General features: G+C 37.3%; 24 protein-coding genes and 1 pseudogene. 24 read left to right on the top strand and 1 reads right to left on the bottom strand.

Annotation, left to right across the window (positions count from 1 at the left end; all coding sequences use genetic code 11):
- The first annotated feature begins 67 nt into the window (after positions 1–67).
- From FZC88_RS23965 to FZC88_RS09445, 21 genes and pseudogenes are all read left to right on the top strand, one after another.
- The gene (locus FZC88_RS23965; protein WP_187443224.1) at positions 68–235 is read left to right on the top strand and encodes a hypothetical protein; all 168 of its coding nucleotides are present in this window, start codon (positions 68–70) and stop codon (positions 233–235) included.
- Positions 236–287: 52 nt separating this feature from the next.
- Positions 288–506: a hypothetical protein gene (locus tag FZC88_RS09540; RefSeq protein ID WP_148967794.1), complete on the top strand. Its 219-nt coding sequence runs from the start codon at positions 288–290 to the stop codon at positions 504–506.
- Between the two features lie 52 nt (positions 507–558).
- Positions 559–1,215 carry an HAD family hydrolase gene (locus FZC88_RS09535; RefSeq protein ID WP_148995144.1) on the top strand — a complete coding sequence of 219 codons (657 nt, stop codon included), beginning with the start codon at positions 559–561 and terminating at the stop codon, positions 1,213–1,215.
- Positions 1,216–1,241: 26 nt separating this feature from the next.
- Entirely contained in the window at positions 1,242–2,000 is a 759-nt protein-coding gene (locus FZC88_RS09530; RefSeq protein WP_148994616.1) for an HAD-IIB family hydrolase, read from the top strand.
- Positions 2,001–2,269: 269 nt separating this feature from the next.
- Positions 2,270–2,575, top strand: a complete 306-nt coding sequence (locus FZC88_RS09525; RefSeq protein ID WP_397540992.1) for a metalloregulator ArsR/SmtB family transcription factor — start codon at positions 2,270–2,272, stop codon at positions 2,573–2,575.
- Between the two features lie 11 nt (positions 2,576–2,586).
- On the top strand, positions 2,587–5,031 hold the full coding sequence (locus FZC88_RS09520) for a heavy metal translocating P-type ATPase (protein WP_148994615.1): 2,445 nt from the start codon (positions 2,587–2,589) through the stop codon (positions 5,029–5,031).
- Between the two features lie 341 nt (positions 5,032–5,372).
- The gene (locus FZC88_RS09515; protein WP_148967798.1) at positions 5,373–5,963 is read left to right on the top strand and encodes a histidine phosphatase family protein; all 591 of its coding nucleotides are present in this window, start codon (positions 5,373–5,375) and stop codon (positions 5,961–5,963) included.
- A 644-nt stretch (positions 5,964–6,607) separates the two neighbouring features.
- The gene (locus FZC88_RS09510) at positions 6,608–7,291 is read left to right on the top strand and encodes a DUF421 domain-containing protein (protein WP_148994614.1); all 684 of its coding nucleotides are present in this window, start codon (positions 6,608–6,610) and stop codon (positions 7,289–7,291) included.
- 247 nt (positions 7,292–7,538) lie between these two features.
- Positions 7,539–8,498, top strand: coding sequence for an MBL fold metallo-hydrolase (locus tag FZC88_RS09505; RefSeq protein ID WP_187443564.1), 960 nt, complete (start codon positions 7,539–7,541; stop codon positions 8,496–8,498).
- Positions 8,499–8,617: 119 nt separating this feature from the next.
- Positions 8,618–9,115 (top strand): DinB family protein, encoded by a 498-nt coding sequence (locus tag FZC88_RS09500; protein WP_148967801.1) that lies wholly within the window; start codon positions 8,618–8,620, stop codon positions 9,113–9,115.
- A gap of 197 nt (positions 9,116–9,312) precedes the next feature.
- Positions 9,313–9,669, top strand: a pseudogene (locus tag FZC88_RS09495) (YciI family protein).
- A 243-nt stretch (positions 9,670–9,912) separates the two neighbouring features.
- Positions 9,913–10,284: a VOC family protein gene (locus FZC88_RS09490; protein ID WP_148967803.1), complete on the top strand. Its 372-nt coding sequence runs from the start codon at positions 9,913–9,915 to the stop codon at positions 10,282–10,284.
- Between the two features lie 270 nt (positions 10,285–10,554).
- Complete coding sequence (locus FZC88_RS09485; RefSeq protein WP_148994612.1) at positions 10,555–11,304, top strand: aminoglycoside phosphotransferase family protein; 750 nt, start codon at positions 10,555–10,557, stop codon at positions 11,302–11,304.
- 144 nt (positions 11,305–11,448) lie between these two features.
- The gene (locus FZC88_RS09480) at positions 11,449–11,865 is read left to right on the top strand and encodes an NUDIX hydrolase (protein ID WP_148994611.1); all 417 of its coding nucleotides are present in this window, start codon (positions 11,449–11,451) and stop codon (positions 11,863–11,865) included.
- Between the two features lie 114 nt (positions 11,866–11,979).
- Positions 11,980–12,909 (top strand): zinc-dependent alcohol dehydrogenase, encoded by a 930-nt coding sequence (locus FZC88_RS09475; protein WP_148994610.1) that lies wholly within the window; start codon positions 11,980–11,982, stop codon positions 12,907–12,909.
- Between the two features lie 561 nt (positions 12,910–13,470).
- Complete coding sequence (locus FZC88_RS09470; protein ID WP_148994609.1) at positions 13,471–14,061, top strand: GNAT family N-acetyltransferase; 591 nt, start codon at positions 13,471–13,473, stop codon at positions 14,059–14,061.
- Positions 14,062–14,100: 39 nt separating this feature from the next.
- On the top strand, positions 14,101–14,718 hold the full coding sequence (locus tag FZC88_RS09465) for an NUDIX hydrolase (protein WP_148994608.1): 618 nt from the start codon (positions 14,101–14,103) through the stop codon (positions 14,716–14,718).
- 90 nt (positions 14,719–14,808) lie between these two features.
- On the top strand, positions 14,809–15,054 hold the full coding sequence (locus FZC88_RS09460) for a hypothetical protein (RefSeq protein WP_148994607.1): 246 nt from the start codon (positions 14,809–14,811) through the stop codon (positions 15,052–15,054).
- A 57-nt stretch (positions 15,055–15,111) separates the two neighbouring features.
- A complete protein-coding gene (locus FZC88_RS09455) occupies positions 15,112–15,462 on the top strand; it encodes a cupin (RefSeq protein WP_148994606.1) in 351 nt (116 codons plus the stop codon).
- Between the two features lie 423 nt (positions 15,463–15,885).
- Positions 15,886–16,683, top strand: a complete 798-nt coding sequence (locus tag FZC88_RS09450; RefSeq protein ID WP_148994605.1) for a class I SAM-dependent methyltransferase — start codon at positions 15,886–15,888, stop codon at positions 16,681–16,683.
- A gap of 79 nt (positions 16,684–16,762) precedes the next feature.
- The gene (locus tag FZC88_RS09445) at positions 16,763–17,182 is read left to right on the top strand and encodes a VOC family protein (protein WP_148994604.1); all 420 of its coding nucleotides are present in this window, start codon (positions 16,763–16,765) and stop codon (positions 17,180–17,182) included.
- 68 nt (positions 17,183–17,250) lie between these two features.
- Here the strand turns inward: FZC88_RS09445 and FZC88_RS09440 are convergent, their stop codons facing one another.
- The gene (locus tag FZC88_RS09440; protein WP_187443563.1) at positions 17,251–17,745 is read right to left on the bottom strand and encodes a GNAT family N-acetyltransferase; all 495 of its coding nucleotides are present in this window, start codon (positions 17,743–17,745) and stop codon (positions 17,251–17,253) included.
- Between the two features lie 221 nt (positions 17,746–17,966).
- Between FZC88_RS09440 and FZC88_RS09435 the strand changes: the two genes are divergently transcribed.
- The 3 genes from FZC88_RS09435 (at position 17,967) to FZC88_RS09425 (ending at position 20,279) form a co-directional block, all read left to right on the top strand.
- Positions 17,967–18,191, top strand: a complete 225-nt coding sequence (locus FZC88_RS09435; protein ID WP_148994602.1) for a hypothetical protein — start codon at positions 17,967–17,969, stop codon at positions 18,189–18,191.
- A 354-nt stretch (positions 18,192–18,545) separates the two neighbouring features.
- Positions 18,546–19,343 (top strand): phosphotransferase, encoded by a 798-nt coding sequence (locus FZC88_RS09430; RefSeq protein ID WP_148994601.1) that lies wholly within the window; start codon positions 18,546–18,548, stop codon positions 19,341–19,343.
- A 126-nt stretch (positions 19,344–19,469) separates the two neighbouring features.
- Positions 19,470–20,279 carry a class I SAM-dependent methyltransferase gene (locus tag FZC88_RS09425; RefSeq protein ID WP_148994600.1) on the top strand — a complete coding sequence of 270 codons (810 nt, stop codon included), beginning with the start codon at positions 19,470–19,472 and terminating at the stop codon, positions 20,277–20,279.
- Positions 20,280–20,293: the final 14 nt, after the last annotated feature.

The following is a 20,293-nucleotide window of genomic DNA, read 5'->3' as shown; positions in this document are numbered from 1 at the left end:
TAGCAGCCACCCTTTTAACTTAGGTAAACAGGCGATTAAACGAAAAGTTAGTGAAGGAGTTAATAACTTGAATAATTTCGCACTGATGTGTATCTTGCTTCTACTAGGTGTAATAGTTGAATTTATCGGTACGAAATTCATTAAATATACTAATAAAAGAAGAACGTTTTCATTTATTGTGTGGGGTGTTCTATTGATCACCTTCATTGTACTATGGCTTCTGGAAAATTCTTAATGTTAACCTGGATTAATAAGTAAACAGATCTTATTAGAGAAGGTGAAAATAAATGTTAGGTAAAATTAAAGCACTACCTGAGAAAGTGGCATTTACAATAGGCTTAGCTTTAATATTATTTAGTCCATTATGTATATTTTTCTTGTCATTTCTATTCCCATTAGGTAATGGGACAAAGATAATTATAGGCAGTGTTGCTTATCTTTTTGCTTTTTTATTGATACTAAGTGCCTCTGATAAAAGACATTCTAGAATTGGTAAGAAAATGTGAGGATTATATAATGAGAGAAAGGCCGTGAAGATATTTGAGTAATTATAAAGCAATCCTATTCGATCTGGATGATACCTTACTTGACAGGGATCTCGCTGTAGATAAAATGTTTTCGGTTATTTTAGAAAAGTGTTATGAAGATGTTCAACATCCAGCAAAAGACGAAATGTTGCATAGGTTCAAAGAATACGATAAAGGAAGCTATGGCGATAACAATAAGATAAACGTCTTTGAATCATTATTTGATGAGTTCCCACCGCAGAATAGATTACCACGCCATGACATTCAAGATTTTTGGAATCATCATTTCCCGCGATGTTTTTCTATCAATCAGCATACTCTTACTATCGTAAATACCATAAAGCAGCACGTAAAAGTTGGAATTATTACAAATGGAACCACTCATAGACAAAAAGCTAAAATAATGAACTCCGGGTTAACTAATTATTTCGACACAATCATTATTTCTGAAGAAGTGAGAATGACTAAACCCGACAAACGCATATTTGAATTAGCACTGCATAAGCTGAATGTGCAGCCGGAAGATGTCTTATTCGTAGGAGATGACTTAGAAAAAGATATTAGAGGCTGTCAACATGCACATATTAAGGGCATATGGTTCAATCCTAAAAGGATTAAGAATGATACCGATATCAAACCATATGCCGAGATCGATTCTTTTGATAGATTAATAAGCTATATTACTTAATGCCAACACGCCAGAGGTGAAAAAAGATGATTTTTGTATTCGATTTAGATGGGACGATTTGTTTTAAAGGAAAACCCTTAACCCAAGAGATTTGTGATGCGTTAAACGTTTGTAAGCAACAGGGGCACGAAATTGTATTTGCTTCAGCCAGGCCTATTCGCGATTTATTACCCGTTCTGCCTGAAGATTTCCGGCATTATCGGATGGTTGGTGGGAATGGTGCCTTTACGTATGCAGATCAGGAGATTAAGACCCGTACTTTCACAGCAGAAGCAGTAAATCATATAAAACAGATCATAGAAACCAACCAGCTGACTTATCTGATAGACAGTGATTGGGATTACAGCTACACAGGAAATCGTCATCATCCTATATTCCGTAATCTTGATCCTGAAAAGAGTGCTGTAAATCAGCCATTGGCTCAATTATCAAAGATCACGAAAATCGTATTATTTACTAGAGACCAAGCAATCAAACAACAGCTCGAGAAGCTATCTGTACAAGTATACGAACATGGGGATGAAGAACTCATGGATATAAGCCCAATAGGAATACAAAAGGTGGAGGGTTTGAGACAATTAGGCATACTACCAGGCGAGTTCATTGCATTCGGAAATGACCAGAATGATTTAGAACTGTTTCAAAACGCAAAGTACAGCGTCTGTGTTGGAGAGCATCCAATAAAAGAACATGCATCTACTTCCATAAGGATTGAGAATGTTCCTTTCAAAATAAAAGAAATCAGTGAATTATATCAACAAAGAGGACTCATTCTTGAAAGCTGATTTATTCAGCTTGAGCATAATCAATTATCATATGAAGATCTTCATTTAACGTGAGCTTATCCAAATCAGGATAGGCTTATTTTTTTATGAAAACTGTCGTGCCTGGCCCCGTTAACAGTATTCTGGATGCCCATGGATTTATGGAAACGACAAGTTTTTTATACTAATTTTGACACACATATTAGATATTGGTAATATGTTAGTAATGAAGACGTATTAGAAATATCTAATATGAGTGGAAGGGGTTTATAGTGTTGAAAGAGATTGATATGGATACAAAAATAAAGTTTCTGCAAGGCTTTGCCCATAAATTAAGAATACAAATTCTGGAGTGTATAAAAGAAGAAGAAAAAACGGTATCGCAGATTGTTAAAGACTTGGATGGCAGTCAGTCAAGTATTTCTCAACATATTTCCTGTTTAAAGGGATGCGGGCTCATTGTGGGCAGACAGGAAGGGAAGTATATCTATTATAGTTTAAGCAATCAAAAAGTCCGCGATTTGTTAACGATGTTTGATGTAGTGCTGGAGGAAGTACAAAACGATGTAGCTCGTTGTCATAATCATATCATTTAGGGGGTGAAGAAGTGGCCGATAAATGTTGCAGTTCTGAAGCTGCGGAAGATCTTAAAGAAAAAAGCTGTTGCAGCAGTGAAGAAGTAATTGAGAAGAAACAGTCATGTTGCAGAAGCGAGGCGGTCGCAGTAGGAGCTGCTGGCATTGCAAGTGCTGAGATGGTTGAATACAGAGTATTCGGGATGGATTGTCCTTCTTGCGCCGCATCCATTGAAAAAGGATTAGGAAAATTAAAAAACATAGAAGATATAAAAGTAAATTATAATACAGGTAAACTTCGGTTCATGGGGAATAAAGAAACGAATCTTGAACATGTGGAAGATGTGGTGCAAAAGCTTGGATTTAAGGTTGAGCCCTTAGAACAAAATAAAAACGTGAGGATTTACCATGTAGAAGGCATGGATTGCAGCAGCTGTGCCAAAAGTATTGAAAACCACTTAAACACTATCCCCGGTGTAAACAGTGTAAGTGTCCACTTTTCAACGGGCAAATTGAAAGCTGAGCATGAAAACAGTGTGGAAGAAATCATTTCTGAAGTGTCTAAAATCGGCTTTAGGGCGTCATTGTCCTCAAAGAACAATGGTGCTGAACCAGCTAAGCACAATGAAGGTAAAGGGTTGATCATTACATCAGGGATATTGATTGCACTAGGTTTTATCGGATCCTTTACCGGTGTTTCCCCATTCATAACCACCCTTATGTACGCGATGGCGATGGTAATCAGCGGTTATAAGCCGGTGAAAAGTGCCTTTTATTCTATTAAAAGCCGGTCATTGGATATGAATGTCCTCATGTCAGCTGCGGCCATTGGTGCTGCCTTCATCGGGGAGTGGCTGGAAGGTGCAACAGTGGTTTGGTTATTCGCTCTCGGCACGACTCTTCAAAATATGTCACTTGAAAAAACAAGGGACTCTATACGGAATTTAATGAACCTGGCTCCGTCGGAAGCGTGGATTAAAGTGGGCTCTCAATTGATGAAGAAACCTGTTGAAGAAGTGTCCGTCGGTGATATTCTGGTTGTTAAACCCGGTGATAGAATCCCATTAGACGGAGAGATTGTGACCGGTGAATCCAGTGTCAATCAAGCTCCGATAACCGGAGAATCCATACCCGTCGATAAACAAGCCGGTGATACCGTATACGCAGGAACCATCAATGAAAACGGGTCTCTTGAAGTGAAAGTCACCAAGTTAGTGGAGGACACCACTATCTCCAAGATCATTCACCTCGTTGAAGAAGCCCAGGAACAGAAGGCTCCCACCCAGGCGTTTATAGATAAGTTTGCGGGGATCTATACACCGATTGTATTCGTCCTGGCACTAGTCGTCATGGTGATCCCTCCTTTATTAAATTTTGGATCATGGGGAGAATGGTTCTATAAAGGACTTGAATTATTAGTCGTTGCCTGCCCATGTGCCTTGGTTATTTCTACCCCTGTCGCAATTGTTTCTGCCATTGGAAACGCTGCAAAGAACGGTGTGTTAATCAAAGGGGGAACATTCCTGGAAAAGGCAGGGGCCATTAATGCCATCGCCTTTGATAAAACGGGTACCTTGACTGAAGGAAAACCGAACGTTTCTCAAATCAACGCTTTACGTACATCGGAAGACGAGTTGCTGTCTATCGCCTTGACGCTGGAAGAATATTCAACTCATCCGATTGCACGAACCATTGTTCGATACGCGAATGACAAGGGGATTCAAGCTAAACAAGGCGAGTTGTTCAAAAGTATAGTGGGTAAAGGTGTTCAAGCCACCGTTGGCGGGGAAGTATATTATGCCGGAAATGCAAGGCTTTTTGATGAAATGGAGATTCCTCTCGGGGAAGCGAAAGCAAGTGTTGAAGATCTGCATAGTAAAGGAAAAACCGTTGTCATTATCGGTACAAGGAAAGAAATCATCGGCGTCATTTCTGTTGCTGATACCATCAGGACAACAACCGTTAATGCCTTGAACGGATTAAAGAAAGCAGGAGTCAATCAAGTTGTCATGCTGACAGGCGATAATGAAGGCACAGCTAAGATGATTTCAAAGGAAACAAGCGTCAACCGCTATTTTGCTGAACTGTTACCGGAAGATAAAGTGGAAGCGATCAAACAATTACAAAGAGAAGGCCATAACGTAGCAATGGTCGGAGACGGCATTAACGACGCTCCTGCACTTGCAACCGCGGATCTGGGGATTGCCATGGGCGGTGCAGGAACAGACACAGCGATGGAAACGGCCGACATTGTCCTAATGGCGGATAACCTTGAAAAACTGCCGCATACGATAAACTTGAGCAGAAAAGCGCTGAGTATCATCAAGCAGAACATCTGGTTCTCTTTAATCGTAAAATTTGTGGCCCTTGCTTTGATCTTCCCAGGATGGTTAACACTATGGTTAGCGGTGCTAAGTGATACAGGAGCAGCAATCATCGTCATTTTGAATGCGTTGCGCCTAGTAAAAGTCAAATAAACTATTCATAAAAGCTGTTCAGTATTTTCTGCTGAGCGGCTTTTTTTGTGTGAATTCCACCATGAGGTCTTTAAAGAGTAGAAGGCTTATTCAAAACTGGATAGCCTTTTTTTTATGAAAAATCTTCTTGAGTAAGAAGTATTAATTTGAAATAATTGGTATTAAAAGCAACAAAGGTACGGTAATGCCGTCTGAAAAATAGAAAAAGGTGATTGCATACATGTAATAGGATAAGTTATTTCCTTATCGTCAAAAGCACGGTGAAGTTTTAACCTGCCTGGGTTCAGGCCATGTTATTGCAACAATGTTATCAATCGAACCTTAGTGGAGGTAAATACACGATGAGTACGTTTGTTTATATGGTGAGACACGGTGAGTCACCAAAGGAAGGAAATGAACGAACAAGAGGGTTAACTCCAAAAGGTCACTTGGATGCTAAGCGGGTAACTGACCTATTGAAAGATGAGAAGATTGACGCAGTTGTTTCAAGCCCATACATACGTTCCATCTTAACGGTCGAAAAGGTAGCTGAACAAATAGGGCAGGAAGTTATTGTGTATGAAGATTTAAAAGAGAGAATCTTTTCTTCTGATGATAAACGAGTTTCTGATAAGGAATTGGTTCCACTTTTGGAGAAGTCGTTCGGGGAATCAAGTTTCGCTTTAGAAGGAGGAGAATCAAATGCTGATTGTCAACAAAGGGCTGTTAACGTTTTAAAAGAACTATTAGAAACCTTTAGAGATAAACATATTGTAATAGGATCTCACGGGGCTGTTATGACCTTGATGATGGGATATTTCGATAGTACGTATGACTTGGATTTTTTACATAGCACGTCCAAACCTGATATTTATAGGATGAAATTTATAGAAAAGGAGTTGGTGAATGTTCAAAGGCTGTGGGGTGGAAATGAAGGCATTAATCCATTATAGATCATTATATAAAAGGCTCATTATTCAAATAAAGGGGCAAAAGCTGGAGATCAGCCAATTGATCTTCAGCTTTTGCCTTTTTCAACTATTAAACAGCTAAGAATAATTCGAAACTTAAATGACTAGGTTTCCATATTATTGAAGGACGTATGTGTAAGGAGTATCAAGGAGGAAACAAATGCTAATGTTAAACTTTGGACAAGAAATAGGTAAAAAAATAAGTAATTATAATTCTCTATTAGCGAATGTAGATCTATACATTTCCTTCGTATTTCAAACGTATACTCTCTACACTGTTTGTACATGTTAAGAGTAAATCAGGAGGGATTTTAGTTGGAGTGGATTTTTTATCTATATCAATTTAATGCACTCTTTATGTTATTTTTTTAATTGTATAATAATCGTCCTTTTTTACCTGTCATTGGCTTCTGGCTATATCTTAGTAGCATATCAAATCCTAAGCTTATTCAGAAGGTTCACCAATAAAGGCGTATGTGAGTGCCATAGTGATTTGTGCGATTATAAAAAATTTCCATGTTCTAAAATATTGATAAATTGGAACTCGTGCTTACTAAAACTAGCCTCATATATCTAAACTTCAAGATCTTACAACTAAGTAAATTTTAAATTGGAGGAAAAAAATTTTGGAAGAAGTTAATTTTGGTTTACTGACGCTCAAAGTCATAGTAGGTTTTGTCACCTTATTTTTTATTATTATCATAACAGGCAGAACATCCATCTCTCAGTTAACTCCGTTTCACTTAGTTTTTGTATTAGTACTTGGAGATTTTTTAGGAAATACCATTTATGAAGATAATGTAAGGACTTTTCACTTTTTATATGCCATCGGATTGTGGACGCTTCTCATGTTGGGGATAGAGTTTATGACTCTAAAAAATAAATCGACACGTTCTCTCTTATTAGGCGATCCCAATATCATCATTCGGGATGGTGTCATGGATCGAAAGTTACTTAAAAAGAACAAATTGGATGTAAATCAAGTTTTGAGTATACTTCGACAAAATAATGTTTTTTCAGTTCGCGAAGTTAAATACGGCATATTGGAAACTAATGGGCAAATAAGTATATTATTAAAATCGAAGTATCAAAAACCAGACAAGCAAGATCTCAATCTTCCAGAAAGTCCAGTATACCTCCCAACATCGTTAATTCTAGATGGGGAAATTTTATGGGATAATTTACATGAACTTGGATTTGATCAACAGTGGTTAGGTAACCAATTAACCACCAACGGATATGACAATGAAAAGCTTATATACTACGCAGATTGGCGAGAGAGTGAAGGCATACATATAAGTCCCAAATAATATTTGTTAGGATAGGAGCGTGAAGCTATAGAAGAACCTTATAGCAACTTGATTAAAAAATAAATGAGTAAATGGTTAACAATTTTACTAACTCACGAAAAGCTGTTATTCCAGAAAAGGGGCTTATCTGCAATATGATAAGCTTCTTTTTTATGGAAATTAGTTATTGAGTTTAGATCATTCATTTGAAATAATTGGAATACAGTAATATCGTCGACAACCATTATAGTTCCTGAGGGTGAAAACAGTGATAGAGAAAATAAATGACACTGATTATTTTAGTTTATATGTCTTATGTGACGGAGTCTATGCAGCCATTGCAACGCCGGGCCAAGGCGCATGGAGTAATGCTGGTATCGTTGACTTGGGTGAGGAATTACTGATTTTCGATTCATTTGCCACTCCTTCTGCAGGTTATGAGTTGAGGAAGCAGGCTGAAGAGATGACTGGGAAACCAGTGAAGTACCTGATCAACAGTCATTATCACGGAGATCATGTATTTGGAAATCAAGCATTTGCTGATACAACGATTATTTCCACTTCTCTAACAAGGAAATGGTTTGAAGAGAAAAATAAAATAGTAGATTTAAAGACAGAAATAGAAGAAATGGAAGGCTATTTGAATAAGCTGGAAAAACAAATCGAGTTAACTGCAGACAGAGTCATGAAAGCCAGTCAAATCAATCAATACAAGGAAATGGAAGCCATCCTAAAAGACTTACCTACTATTAAGCTCGTGCTCCCAACCTATCTTTTTGAAGAAAAGATGGTGATTGAAGGCTCAAAAAGAAAGGTTGAACTGCACTGTTTTGGAGGAGGCCATACCCCAAGTGACACATTTCTGTACTTACCCCAAGAGAAGATTGGGTTTATGGGTGATTTGGTCACCGTTGATTTACATGTACCCATCTATGATCCTGAAGAATTTTGTGCCATTCTAAAAAAGGTGAAGCTACTGGATATTGAAACTGTCGTGCCTGGTCACGGCTCTCCAGGGGGGAATGAATTGGTGTGTACTCTAGAGAAGTATCTGTCCTTTTTGATTGAAAAAACTAAAGAAGCAGTGAAAAATGGTGTGCCATTGGAAGTCTTTGTTTCTAACTTAGAAATACCTGACGAATATGGCGAATGGAAAGGGGTTAACGGGATTAGAGGTAATCTATCTAAAGTGTATGCGTTTTATGCGGGAGAAAAAGTGATGAAATGAAAATGATCCTGGTTATCCAGGAAGTGGCGGTGCGGATCTATCCCATGCTACTTTTTTCATCACCTTGGAAGCCTCAGAACCTTCACTGGACATCCAGTAAATAGAAAGGAAGTCTATAAATGAGTGAGATTAAACTGCTTATTACTTTCAAAGGTGACCTTTATAATTATTCAATAGAACAGCTAAGGTATATTTCGGAAAAAGGGGTATGGTCGATTGGCCAGATGTATGACCATTTAATTGTTGTTGCCCATGAGTATCTTGATAGTATGGAAGAATGTGCTACATTGAATGAGGAACAACCCTTTGGGAAAACCCAGTTTGGTGAGCAATTATTTGAGAACGGAGGGTTTCCACCTATTAAAATAAGGTTACCAGATGAACTAAATGCTCCACCAAATAATTCAGACAGTAAGGAAGAACTCATTAGCAGGATGGAACAATTAATTCAACGAGTGACTCATTGGGAAACAAAAGTGGATAATATTAACCCAGATAATAAAGTTGAACATGGAGGATTCGGCTGGCTGAATGCAAAGGAATGGTATGATTTGGTCGGAATGCATTTTCGTCATCATATACGTCAAAAAGATGAGCTGGAAAGTTACTTAGTATAGGTGGAAATTACATAGCGCTGCTGAAGATCGGACAACTGATTTATCTTTTCGTTTTTCTACAAACGGGGCAGGTTTGAGGGAGAAGGTTAGAAGGAATATCCTTTGAATTTATAGAATATTTAAAAGGATAGATCTTAAAGATACCGGTTCGTTCTATTAATAAATAGTCGCCTCTATAAAAGAAGGAGGAAATATTCATGCTGTTTATGATGATTGTCAAAGCCTCGAAGAATTAAGAAGCAGGAAATCTTCCGAGCCCTGAGCTCATGGAAGCAATGACAAAGTACAATGAGGAATTAGTGAAGGCAGGCGTACGGGTTATGGCTAAAGGACTTCATCCAAGTTCAAATGGGATTCGCCTTTCGTATCCGGAAGTTGAGGGAAAGCCGGTGGTTACGGAAGGACCATTTACGGATTCGAACGATTTAGTTGCCGGGTTCTTTCTGATTGATGTGAAGTCGAGGGAAGAAGCCATCGAGTGGGCCATGCGGATGCCGGACCCACAAGGACATGGCGAAGGTCAGATTGAATTGCGTCAAGTATTTGAGGCGTAGGAACAAACGAACAAACAGTAAAGAATGTATTTTAATCAAATGAGCAATCTCATTTTTATAACTAACAGAGGCTTATCGCAATAAGGTAAGCTTCTTTTTTATGGAAATTAGCTATTGAGTTTCTATCATTGATTTGAAATAATTGGAATTAAGTGTTAGCTGGTTAATTCAATAATCGGAAGGAAAAAGGTAGGTAGAAAGGCAACTATTTGATAAACCAAATGAAATAAAGGAGAGAAGAGTATGAGTAAATCATTTATTGAACAAGTACACTATATTAGAATTCCTGTAAAAGATTTAGAACTGTCTGCCCAATGGTATAGAGATGTATTAGGGCTCCAGTTAGTAAACATTACTGAGGAACTTGCGGTTATAAAAGTAAATGAAGGACCTTTCTTACTGATCTTAGTTCCTACCGAAGATGAAACATTTGCACATTTTACAATAGATAATAAACAAGAATTTAGCATTGGCTTTACAAGCCCGGAATTATCTAAATTTCATCAACACTTAATGGATAATCAGGTTAAGGTCGAGGATATAAAAGAAGATAATGGTCATGCCTTTTTCCACTTTTATGACCCAAATGGTAATAAACTTCAAGCACACTGGTAAGTTTAGACCTGCTTCATGATTTTGGCCGATTGTGTAGAATACTCATGTGCAACAACTGCATAGTGGAGTGACGTTTGAATCCATTGATGAAAAAGTAAAGGGAGAATAAATTCTATCTAATCAGATAAGTCTCTCGCTTCTTTATTAACTCTGTCAACAAGATACCAATATCTGTAGGGGATCCCTATTCTCGGAAGCAGATTATAGGTAAAAGGAAGCGTGAGACACATGCATCTCCTTTTAAAAAACAAGTAAAAGGAGCAAAAAACAATGAATTTAGGAACTCCTATTGCAATCGGAAATACAGCAAAAGTGTATCTATATAAAAACAAAGTCTTCAAAGTTTTTAATGACTCATTACCTGATAAGGAATCTACTAATGAAGCATATAAGCAGAATTATGCTTATTCGTGTGGACTCTCTGTGCCAGAAATAGTTGATGTAACCAAAATAGATGGTAAACAGGTAATCATAATGGAGCACATAAAAGGGAGAACTATAGGAAATCTTCTAACCGATAACATGGAAAAAGCGGAATATTATATGAACATTTCTGTTGATATACAAATGGAAATTCATAAGGTCAAAGCTGATTCTATTGAACCAATGTATGAAAAGTTAAGTAGACAAATAGAGTCTTCACCACAGCTGGATAATGAACGGAAGTCTGCTTTGAAAAAGAAATTAGATTCAATGACTTTCGAAAATAAACTTTGTCATGGGGATTTTCATTTATTCAACTTAATCCTATCAGATCATAACGTCACCATTATCGACTGGGTTGATTCCAGCACGGGGGATATACGTGCTGACGTTTATCGAACGTATCTTTTGTATTCCCAGTTTTCAGTGGAATTGGCTGATATGTATATGTGTCTTTATTGTGAGAAAAGCGGTTTGTCTAAAGATGAAATTTTTCAATGGGCGCCAATTATAGCTGCTGCAAGATTGTCTGAGAGTGTTTTATCAGAAAAGCCAGAGCGTCTTTTGGAGATTGTTAATCAGTATTGTCCTATTTGACAAACTCTGGATTTTATTTGAGAGCAAATTTCATTATGTTATGACTGCTGAGGGGATCAATAAAAATATATATTCCAGTGCAAGTAAATCGCTGCATTTTGATCTAATGGATATTAAGATCATTCTTATAAGGGGGATTGTTTTATGTTTGTTGTAAATGTAGAGGGTGCTATTCACCGCGATGGCAAATGGCTTCTAATCCTGAGAAGCGAGAAGGAGGAACATGCAGGAGGCTCTCTTTCGCTCGTTGGCGGCAAGTGTGAAATTGAAGGGGTTTCATCCGATATATTAGAAAGGACTTTACAAAGAGAAATATTCGAGGAAGTGGGAAGCGAGGTTACAGGTATTGAATATGTGAACAGCTCTTCCTTTGTTACTGATTCGGGCATCAATGTAGTTGATATTGTTTTTCTGTGTCATCATAAATCGGGTGAACCTTTCGCAAAAAGCACTGAAGAAGTTGATGGTGTATTATGGATGACTACTTCAGAGATTCTTGCCCATCCGGAAATACCGGATTATTTAAAGAAAAACATAAAATTGGCAGAGGAAAAGATATAAGATAGTTATGCATATTCTTCAGAAGGAAGCAACTACGATGAATCGCGTGCTTCTTTTGCTTTCCAGAACCGTCCAGATGCTTCTGGAAAAATAAATACATAAGGACTGAATACTATGATTCAACAATCACTAATTTTATCTGGAAAGCAAAAATTAGAGTGGAAAAGAAATGAAATAAGGGAATTGGAATCCGATGAAATATTAATTCGGACCATTTCTGGAGCAATCAGTATCGGGGCTGAATTGCCCCAATATAACGAATCTGATGTTACTGACCCCCATCCTCATTACCCAAGAGAAACTGGCTATGAAAGCTATGGTCAAGTAATGAAAGCAGGGGATGATGTTACGGATATTAAAATAGGAGATCATGTACTCGCATTCTATGGTCATGCGGATGTAGGTATAGTAAAAGCAAATAAAGTAGTCAAGGTGCCGGATTCTGTTGAATATAGGTATGCTCTGCTTAATACGTTATCTTGTGATGCCGGAAAAGGAGTATTGAAGCTCAAACCCGGATTGAAAGATAAGGTTCTTATCACGGGCGCAGGAACAATGGGGCTATTGACCATCCACTTCTTGAAAAACTATATGAAAATAAAACATATTGATGTGTTGGAACCAGATGAATCGAGAAGAGAACTTGCACATACTTTGGGTGCATCTAATACTTATTCTGCTAAAGAACAAGTTCCCTCTGTCTTTTATGATTTCGGACTGGAATGTTCTGCGAGTATAGATGCGTTTCATACCCAGTTGAAATCATTGAAGTACCAGAAAGAACTTTGTATATTATCAGATGGTAATAAGGATCTTTTTTACCTAAATGAAGATTTTTACGAAAAAGAATTGAAAATTGTTGGTTCAAGTGATGGATGGGATTATCAGCAACACTCGATTTGGTTCTTTAATGAGAGTGTTAAAACCCAACATTTATCAAAGATATTTAACTATGAGATTCATTCAGACCAGTTGATAGATTGTTTTGCGGAGCTCAGTAAGCAAAAGAAAAGACCAATAAAGGTATTAGTGAAATATCTCTAAGCACGAAGCAATTATCTTTAACATTATCGGACGGGATAGTGGGTAAATGGGGTGGGGGTGGGGTGTTAGTTACCTTATAGTGAATCTTAAGTTCCAAGGAGTAATACATTGAAAAACAGGGTGAATGTATTCATTACAATAAGTTTAATAGGACTATCTTTACTAATACTCTTTTTTAATAAGCCGACTAACACTGCTTTTGATGGATAGTTGGCCAGCGAATTCGATATTGAATGTAAAGTTCAAAGGTGTGTACTAAACTCTCAAGAGTTTACGATAGTGAACAGGGAACATACAGACTACATATTTTTCAATCAGAAAAGCATTCAATTAGAAAGAAATGACGGTACATTTATGTTTGTTGAAAGTGTGGGTATATTAGATAATTTTATTCTCCATACATTTAAACCTCTTTATTAAGATCATGGGGCTTATCTGCAATAAGATAAGCTTCTTTTTTATGGAATATAGTTATTGTGTTTATATCACCAATTTGAAATAATTGGTATAAAGGTAAATGCAGGGATTTTAAATAAGTATGTTTTTACAAGGAGAAGGGTCATGAAACATAAACCATCAAATGGATTATTCAGAATCGATTGCTCAGATATATACCTTCAAGAGTTCTCCATTGAAGATGCAGAAGATATATACAAGATATCCAATCAACCAGAAATAGCTCAATATCTGCCAGACTGGAAATCTACAAAGAAACAAAGGATGGACTGGGTTACCAATTACGAAATACCAGGAAATAAAGCATTTCTTGATGCTGCTGATAAAAAAATCAACATCGAAGATCAAACGTTAAAACTCGGGGTATTTAGTAAGCAAACGGAAGAATTGATTGGTTGGTGCAGTACGGGTATTAAGAATGAGCTTCCGGCGCCGAATAGAGAGATTATGTATGCAATTTCAAATGAATATCAAGGGAAGGGCTACGCGACTTTAGCATCTACAGGGCTGATTAACTACTTATTTATCCATACAAATGTAGAAATCTTGAATGCAGTTGCTTTGATTGACAACGTTTCATCAAATAAAGTGATTAAGAAGTGTGAGTTTACCTACCAGGGTCAACAGGCGATTGGAAATGAACTTTACCATCATTATAGATTGAGTAAGTCAGAGTGGAAGAGAAACGTGAAGTAAGGTGCGATGAAAGTTTATGGTTAAGGTGGTGCAAGAACGATGAGTGATCAATGGTTAGAATGGGCAAAAAGGATCCAAGCATTATCTCAATCAGGGCTGGCCTTTTCAAGAGATGTCTACGATATTGAGAGATATGAAGAATTACGAACGATCAGTGCGGAGATCATGGAGGAATATACGGACCTAGAGATGATGAAAATAAGGGGATTATTTACGAACGAAACAGGTTATCAGACACCAAAAGTAGATGTGCGCGGTGTCGTATTCAAGGAAAACAAAATTCTTATGGTAAGAGAGAAGATTGATGATAAGTGGTCTCTGCCAGGTGGATTTTGTGATGTAGGTCTGTCTCCAAGTGAAAACATCGTCAAAGAAATAAGGGAAGAATCCGGATATGATGTAACCCCTGTAAAATTACTCGCACTGCTCGATATGAACAAGCATCCCCACCCCTCGCAACCGTACCATTACTATAAAATATTTATTCAATGCGAGGTGACTGGTGGAGAAGCAAGAAGAGGGATCGAAACAAAAGGAGTCCATTTTTTTGAAGAGGAGAATTTACCGGAGCTATCAATCGGAAGGAATACAGGAACTCAGATTAACATGCTGTTTGAATTTTTGAGAGATCCTTATAAAGAGAGTGTATATGATTAATGGCTATGGAGCTTAAGGAACGTATTATATGAAATCTGGAGCGTATCTTTCGTAGGAGAATGATTTTATTTAGTTTAGGAGATGGATTAGTTGAAAGATGCACAAAAGGGAGTTGGCAAAGGAGACACATTTTTCAAGACAATGGTCATAATATCATTATTTATATCAACAATCGAAATGTTTTTTGCCAATGTCATATCTGAAACAGTAGAAAATGTAATTTGGATATTATTGGTGTTAACCTTAACAATCTACCTCTTTGTAAACAAAAACTACATATATTTTAGTATCATTCTTGTCATTTTTGTTATTGGCTCAGTTATTTTGATTGTCTAAGCTGGTTTGATATAGAGGGAATAGGTTAGCGAACTATATACTTTTTGGGGGTACTAAATGGAAATTTATCAATTTACAAAAGAAACAGGAAAGAAAATTACGAAATTTAATTCCGATTTTATTTTGTCTCGTATTACCAAAATTCAAAAATTAGCTCATATAGGATGTATGCACTTAGATGAAAATGGAATTATTGGGTATCACCAAGCAGTAGTTCCTCAACTTCTGTTAATCGTACAGGGAGAAGGATTTGTTAGAGGTGAATCAGGTGAATTCATTAAAGTTCATAGCGGTGAAGCCGTATTTTGGGAGAAAGACGAGTGGCACGAAACCAAAACCGATACTGGGTTAACGGCCATTGTTATAGAGTGTGAAGAGTTAACCACGTCAGCATTAATGCCTTTATAGAAATGTATATGGAAATAAAACTGTGGCGTTTGATGAAGATCGGACTGCTAATCTCAAGCTTTTTCTTTATTGCATAGAGGAGCAATTATGAAAGACTTATACGATAGACTTAAAACTCAAAGCATAAAGATAATACCAGAAATCTATTTATCTTTATAGTCTTGGTGTTTGTTGTGGTTTTCTTTATTAGTTGAAGAATCTTTTAGCGAAAGGGTTATGAATATGAATGTTCTTTTAACTGTACTTGGAGATATATTCGCTGCTATTGCAGGATCATTTCTGAAGAAAAAAGAAGAGAAAACTAAGAAATGAACATATAGTGGTGAACCATATAAGGTAATAATAACTAAGCTTCACCCAACAACATGTAGTATGTTGAAGATTCTTTGAAAGCATATAGAGATTGATGGGAGGATTATAATAGTGAACAATTACGGGCCAGACCTATTTAAAGGCACTGCAGGATATTATTCAAAATACAGACCGATGTATCCTTCTTCTTTGACACGATTCCTGGTTGAAGCGTTCTCTTTAAATGGAGAGCAGAACCTCCTTGATCTAGGCTGCGGCACAGGCCAGCTCACCATAAGGTTTTCTGATTGGTGTCATAAAATAGTCGGTATAGATGTTGAACCGGAAATGATTGAAGAAGCTGCGCGTATCCATCAGGAAGTAAGGATGGGTCAGATTCAGTGGTTCAATGGAACCTTGGAACAGTACACCCTTGAGAATCATGAGCATTTTTCTCTCGTGACGATAGCCAAGGCTTTTCATTGGATGGACAGACCAAAGGTATTAGAGGAATTATTTGATATGATTTCTCCTGGTGGCGGGGTAGCGATCATTGATAATTATGATCCCAATCAAACGTTGAAACCTTGGCAAGTAAGGTTTAATGAAGTGATCGAAAAATGGTATGGAAAAGATCGAAAGGCTGGAAATTCAACCTATACTCATCCCGTTACCAGTCATGAAGAAGTCATATCCCATTCTCAATTTGACCTTGAAGTTCATACCTTACCAACATACGAAATCACTTGGACCATTGAGTCGTTACTAGGGAATCTGTATTCTACATCCTATGGATCCAAGCGTTTTCTTGGAAGTGACATCTCGCTATTTGAACGTGATGTGAGGGAGGCCATGCTCGATATTGGTGAATCTGGAGAATATAAAGAAGAATCAACGCTATCAGTGAAGATCGGGAGAAAAGGGTTATGAAAAATATGGAAGTTACAGCAGGGGAAACCCATGTGAAAAGAGAATGTTTACTATATCTGATTGCGGGAGGGAATTATTAATGAACGAAAAATTATTAAGGGTTGGTACAACCTATATTCCAGTAACAAATGTGGATCTTTCATCTGAATGGTACATACATAAATTAGATGCAGAATTAAGCTATAAAGATGAAGATAAAGCCATCTTGAATCTTGCAAACCAAAGTATTTTTCTTGTTAAATCAAAAGAAAATCAAAGTGCTAATTTCATAGATGTTTATGGTGAAGAACGATTTTCATTAACTTTTGAAGTGAATGGTTTAGAAGCGTTGGAAACACTGCATAAGGATTTTATAGACAATGGGATTCGGGTTGGCACTATTGAAAACAGAGGCCACTCTGGAAGGAATTTTGTTTTTTATGATTTAGATGGAAATAAGTTTGATGTGTGGAGTGAGCTTAGTCCGGTTTTCCGGGAGAAATATTTCATTTCACAGTGATCAATGTAGATACACGATGCGAATAATTATTAATGCGCAAAAAGGAGCTTAGGCAGCCCCCAGGTAAATTAAATAATCAAGTGTAAAACATATTGAGGCCCTTTAGGTCCCTCATACATTTGTTTTTCATCTACGAAACCACATTTCAGGTAGAGATTTATGGCTGCCCTGTTCCTTTTGTTAACCCCAAGAACCACTTCATTGATATCAGGCAGAACGTTTTTCACAAAAGAAGGAAGTAGTTTTAGACCTTGTTTTGCCAGTCCTTTTCCTTGAAACTTTGAATCGATTGAAAAAGATGTTAAGATTCTGGCTTTTGGATTGTCACTATACTTATGAACCTTTTCCCCATCTTCTAATGCAAAATATCCCACTGGTTCATTATTACTCATGACTAATACATGAATAGAAGTTTTGGAGACTTTGGGGTGATTGATTTTTTCTAAAGGAAGGCTAGTAAACTCTAGTTGATCTTCAGGCAAGGAAAAGTTGGACAATTGATGTGTGTATTGTTCATGAAACTCAACTAGTTTAACTGTAGGGCTTTTAGTATTTGACGTCATAATGATCATCTCCACATAATGTAATATTTTCCATTATAGGATATCTTGAAAGTGTAGACAAGCTATATACTGCGTGCCGCATCACTTCATAAGGGGGAATTACGGAGAATGTTTAAATCTGAGATTACAAATAGAATCATATCGTTAATAGTTTTATAGTAGGGGTTGGAAGTAGAGTCAGCAATGTCTAGTGCTCTCTCAATTGAGGATGAGGTGTTTAATTGAAAAAGCAGATTGTAATTATATTAGGAGTATCAGTACTGTTGATCTCGTTACTGTTCTATATAGGCCCATTTGAACAATCCTTAATGATGCAGATGATATTTTTATTCTCCACAACTGTCATGTCTTATGCGTCGTACAAAAACGGACATGCAAAGCCTTTCGTCGTTTTGTCCATTTGTTCCCTGGTTTCTCTTAGCTCGATATTGTTGATGATCGTTTAGAAGTTACGGAAAAATCCCCTACGTTTACCGGAGGAATTATCGAAAAACTTCGACATTTACTGTATTTAGTTGGCAATATTTGTTATTATATAATGTAGAGATGTAAAGAAAGGGGAATCTATAGTACACATGTGGAATACCTCGAAATGATTAGTTAATTGGATAGAGACAGCGGCGGTCCTTGATCCTTAAGGATGCGTTTATTTGTCTATCTGAAATCATTCAAGGGATACATGGTGTGGACAATTATATTCCCATTGCCAAGCAGATACCTTTGTATATCTGCTATTATTTATGGGCAAAAATACATCTCGATTGACACAATCACAGCGTCCCTAAATTGGGGGAATTTCAATGAAAAGTCAGAATGAAAACGAAGAAATGCTAACAGGAGGGAATGTCTCGGGCGTATATCGTTCGGGAGATACGGTCCGGCGGGAATTGAAGCCTGATAGTGGTAAAATTCATACGTTATTGCAGCATTTGGAGAGTAAAGGTTTTGATTATGCACCGAAGTTTTTGGGAATTGATGAAAAAGATAGAGAGATATTATCATTTATAGCAGGAGAAGCCGGCAATTATCCTTTAAAAGAATACATGTGGTCTAATGATGCTTTAAAAGACATAGCGAAGATGCTCCGGCATTACCATGATGCAGTGAGTGACTTCCCATTAACGGATGAATGGCAGCCCATGGACAATACACCAGCTAACATGGAGGTTGTATGTCACAATGATTTTGCCATATACAATATTATTTTTAACAAGGAAAAACCAGTAGGTATCATTGATTTTGATGTTGCCGGCCCCGGTCCGAGACTTTGGGATATCGCTTATACTCTGTACACCTGCGTTCCTTTAAGCAGACATTATCATACCGAAGCGGGTGAAGCTGTTCACTACGATCCAAAACGTGATGCCGGCCGTATAAAACAAAGAGTAAAATTGTTCTTTGAATCCTACGGTATGGAGGGAATGGAAGAAGATTATTTGGAAATGGTATTGCTGCGCTTGGAAGGATTGTGTATCTACATGAAAAGAAAAGCCGGTGAAGGTGACCTTGCTTTTCAAAAGATGATCGATGAAGGGCACCATGAGCATTATCAAAATGATATAAAGTTTATTCGTGAACATGGTGAAGAGTGGGTTTAAGAGGCAGGTCAGTAAAAAAGTTCTTTTTTGCTGGATGGATTCATTGCTAATTGGTATGTAGTTTAGGCAGGATTCGACCAAAGTTGTACCGAATATATAGGTAAAAAGTGGAATATAGGTGAAAACATGAGTAAGATCATTCAGTATTACAATCAGTTCGATGAGTGGGGAAGACTTGAACGTGAACCAGTTGAATTCCAGGTGAATTGGCATTATATAAGAAAATATATGTCTCAAACAGGCTATGTACTTGATAATGGTGCTGGACCGGGGAAATATTCAATGGAACTTGCCAAAGCTGGTTATAGGGTAATGCTGACCGATTTGACCCCAAGATTAGTTGATATTGCAAAAGACAAAGCAAAAGAACTGGATTTAGCTGAACAATTTGAAGGGTTTTATGCAGCAGATGCCAGAGACCTAAATCTGTTTGAAGATGAACAGTTCGACTCCTCATTAATGCTCGGACCCATGTACCATTTGCAGGAAGAAAATGACCGTGTACTGGCAGTGAAAGAATTAAACAGAGTGACTAAAAAGGGTGGGCTGGTCTTTGTTGCCTTTATGCCTAGAATTAGACACATCCTTACATCGCTCTTATCTCCTGACAATTGGAAACCAAACAATGATATGGATACCATCTTACAATTTTCCCAATCAGGCTGCTTTAATCACGCAGATGAAGGACGTTTTACAGGCGCCTATTATTTTAATATAGAAGACATTAATCCTTTTATGGAAGCAAACGGATTTGAAACAATCGAGTTAATAGGATCCAATGCAGGAGCGGTTTTGAATAATGGCAATTGGGATTACTGGAGAGAAAAAGGTGACGAAGAAGTAAGGAAAATAATCGATTTAATTATAGAAAGTGCAACAGATCCTTATATTCTTGGTATTTCCTCTCACTTGCTTTATATTGGCAGGAAAAAGTAAACTGCTAATCTATT

The organism is Rossellomorea aquimaris (genome assembly GCF_008180865.1).
GTDB classification, from domain to species: domain Bacteria; phylum Bacillota; class Bacilli; order Bacillales; family Bacillaceae_B; genus Rossellomorea; species Rossellomorea yichunensis.
Note: the sequence above shows the minus strand (reverse complement) of the source record. Positions and strands in the feature narration are given on the sequence as shown.

Bases quoted from the DNA above. Each gene is read 5' to 3' on its own strand.
- FZC88_RS09490 (WP_148967803.1), top strand. From the start codon at position 9,913: ATGAGTAAATCATTTATTGAACAAGTACACTATATTAGAATTCCTGTA.
- FZC88_RS09455 (WP_148994606.1), top strand. From the start codon at position 15,112: ATGGAAATTTATCAATTTACAAAAGAAACAGGAAAGAAAATTACGAAA.
- FZC88_RS09430 (WP_148994601.1), top strand. From the start codon at position 18,546: ATGAAAAGTCAGAATGAAAACGAAGAAATGCTAACAGGAGGGAATGTC.
- FZC88_RS09445 (WP_148994604.1), top strand. From the start codon at position 16,763: ATGAACGAAAAATTATTAAGGGTTGGTACAACCTATATTCCAGTAACA.
- FZC88_RS09480 (WP_148994611.1), top strand. From the start codon at position 11,449: ATGTTTGTTGTAAATGTAGAGGGTGCTATTCACCGCGATGGCAAATGG.
- FZC88_RS09540 (WP_148967794.1), top strand. From the start codon at position 288: ATGTTAGGTAAAATTAAAGCACTACCTGAGAAAGTGGCATTTACAATA.
- FZC88_RS09475 (WP_148994610.1), top strand. From the start codon at position 11,980: ATGATTCAACAATCACTAATTTTATCTGGAAAGCAAAAATTAGAGTGG.
- FZC88_RS09465 (WP_148994608.1), top strand. From the start codon at position 14,101: ATGAGTGATCAATGGTTAGAATGGGCAAAAAGGATCCAAGCATTATCT.
- FZC88_RS09485 (WP_148994612.1), top strand. From the start codon at position 10,555: ATGAATTTAGGAACTCCTATTGCAATCGGAAATACAGCAAAAGTGTAT.
- FZC88_RS09425 (WP_148994600.1), top strand. From the start codon at position 19,470: ATGAGTAAGATCATTCAGTATTACAATCAGTTCGATGAGTGGGGAAGA.
- FZC88_RS09470 (WP_148994609.1), top strand. From the start codon at position 13,471: ATGAAACATAAACCATCAAATGGATTATTCAGAATCGATTGCTCAGAT.
- FZC88_RS09515 (WP_148967798.1), top strand. From the start codon at position 5,373: ATGAGTACGTTTGTTTATATGGTGAGACACGGTGAGTCACCAAAGGAA.
- FZC88_RS09525 (WP_397540992.1), top strand. From the start codon at position 2,270: ATGGATACAAAAATAAAGTTTCTGCAAGGCTTTGCCCATAAATTAAGA.
- FZC88_RS09530 (WP_148994616.1), top strand. From the start codon at position 1,242: ATGATTTTTGTATTCGATTTAGATGGGACGATTTGTTTTAAAGGAAAA.
- FZC88_RS09440 (WP_187443563.1), bottom strand. From the start codon at position 17,745: ATGACGTCAAATACTAAAAGCCCTACAGTTAAACTAGTTGAGTTTCAT.
- FZC88_RS09500 (WP_148967801.1), top strand. From the start codon at position 8,618: ATGAGTGAGATTAAACTGCTTATTACTTTCAAAGGTGACCTTTATAAT.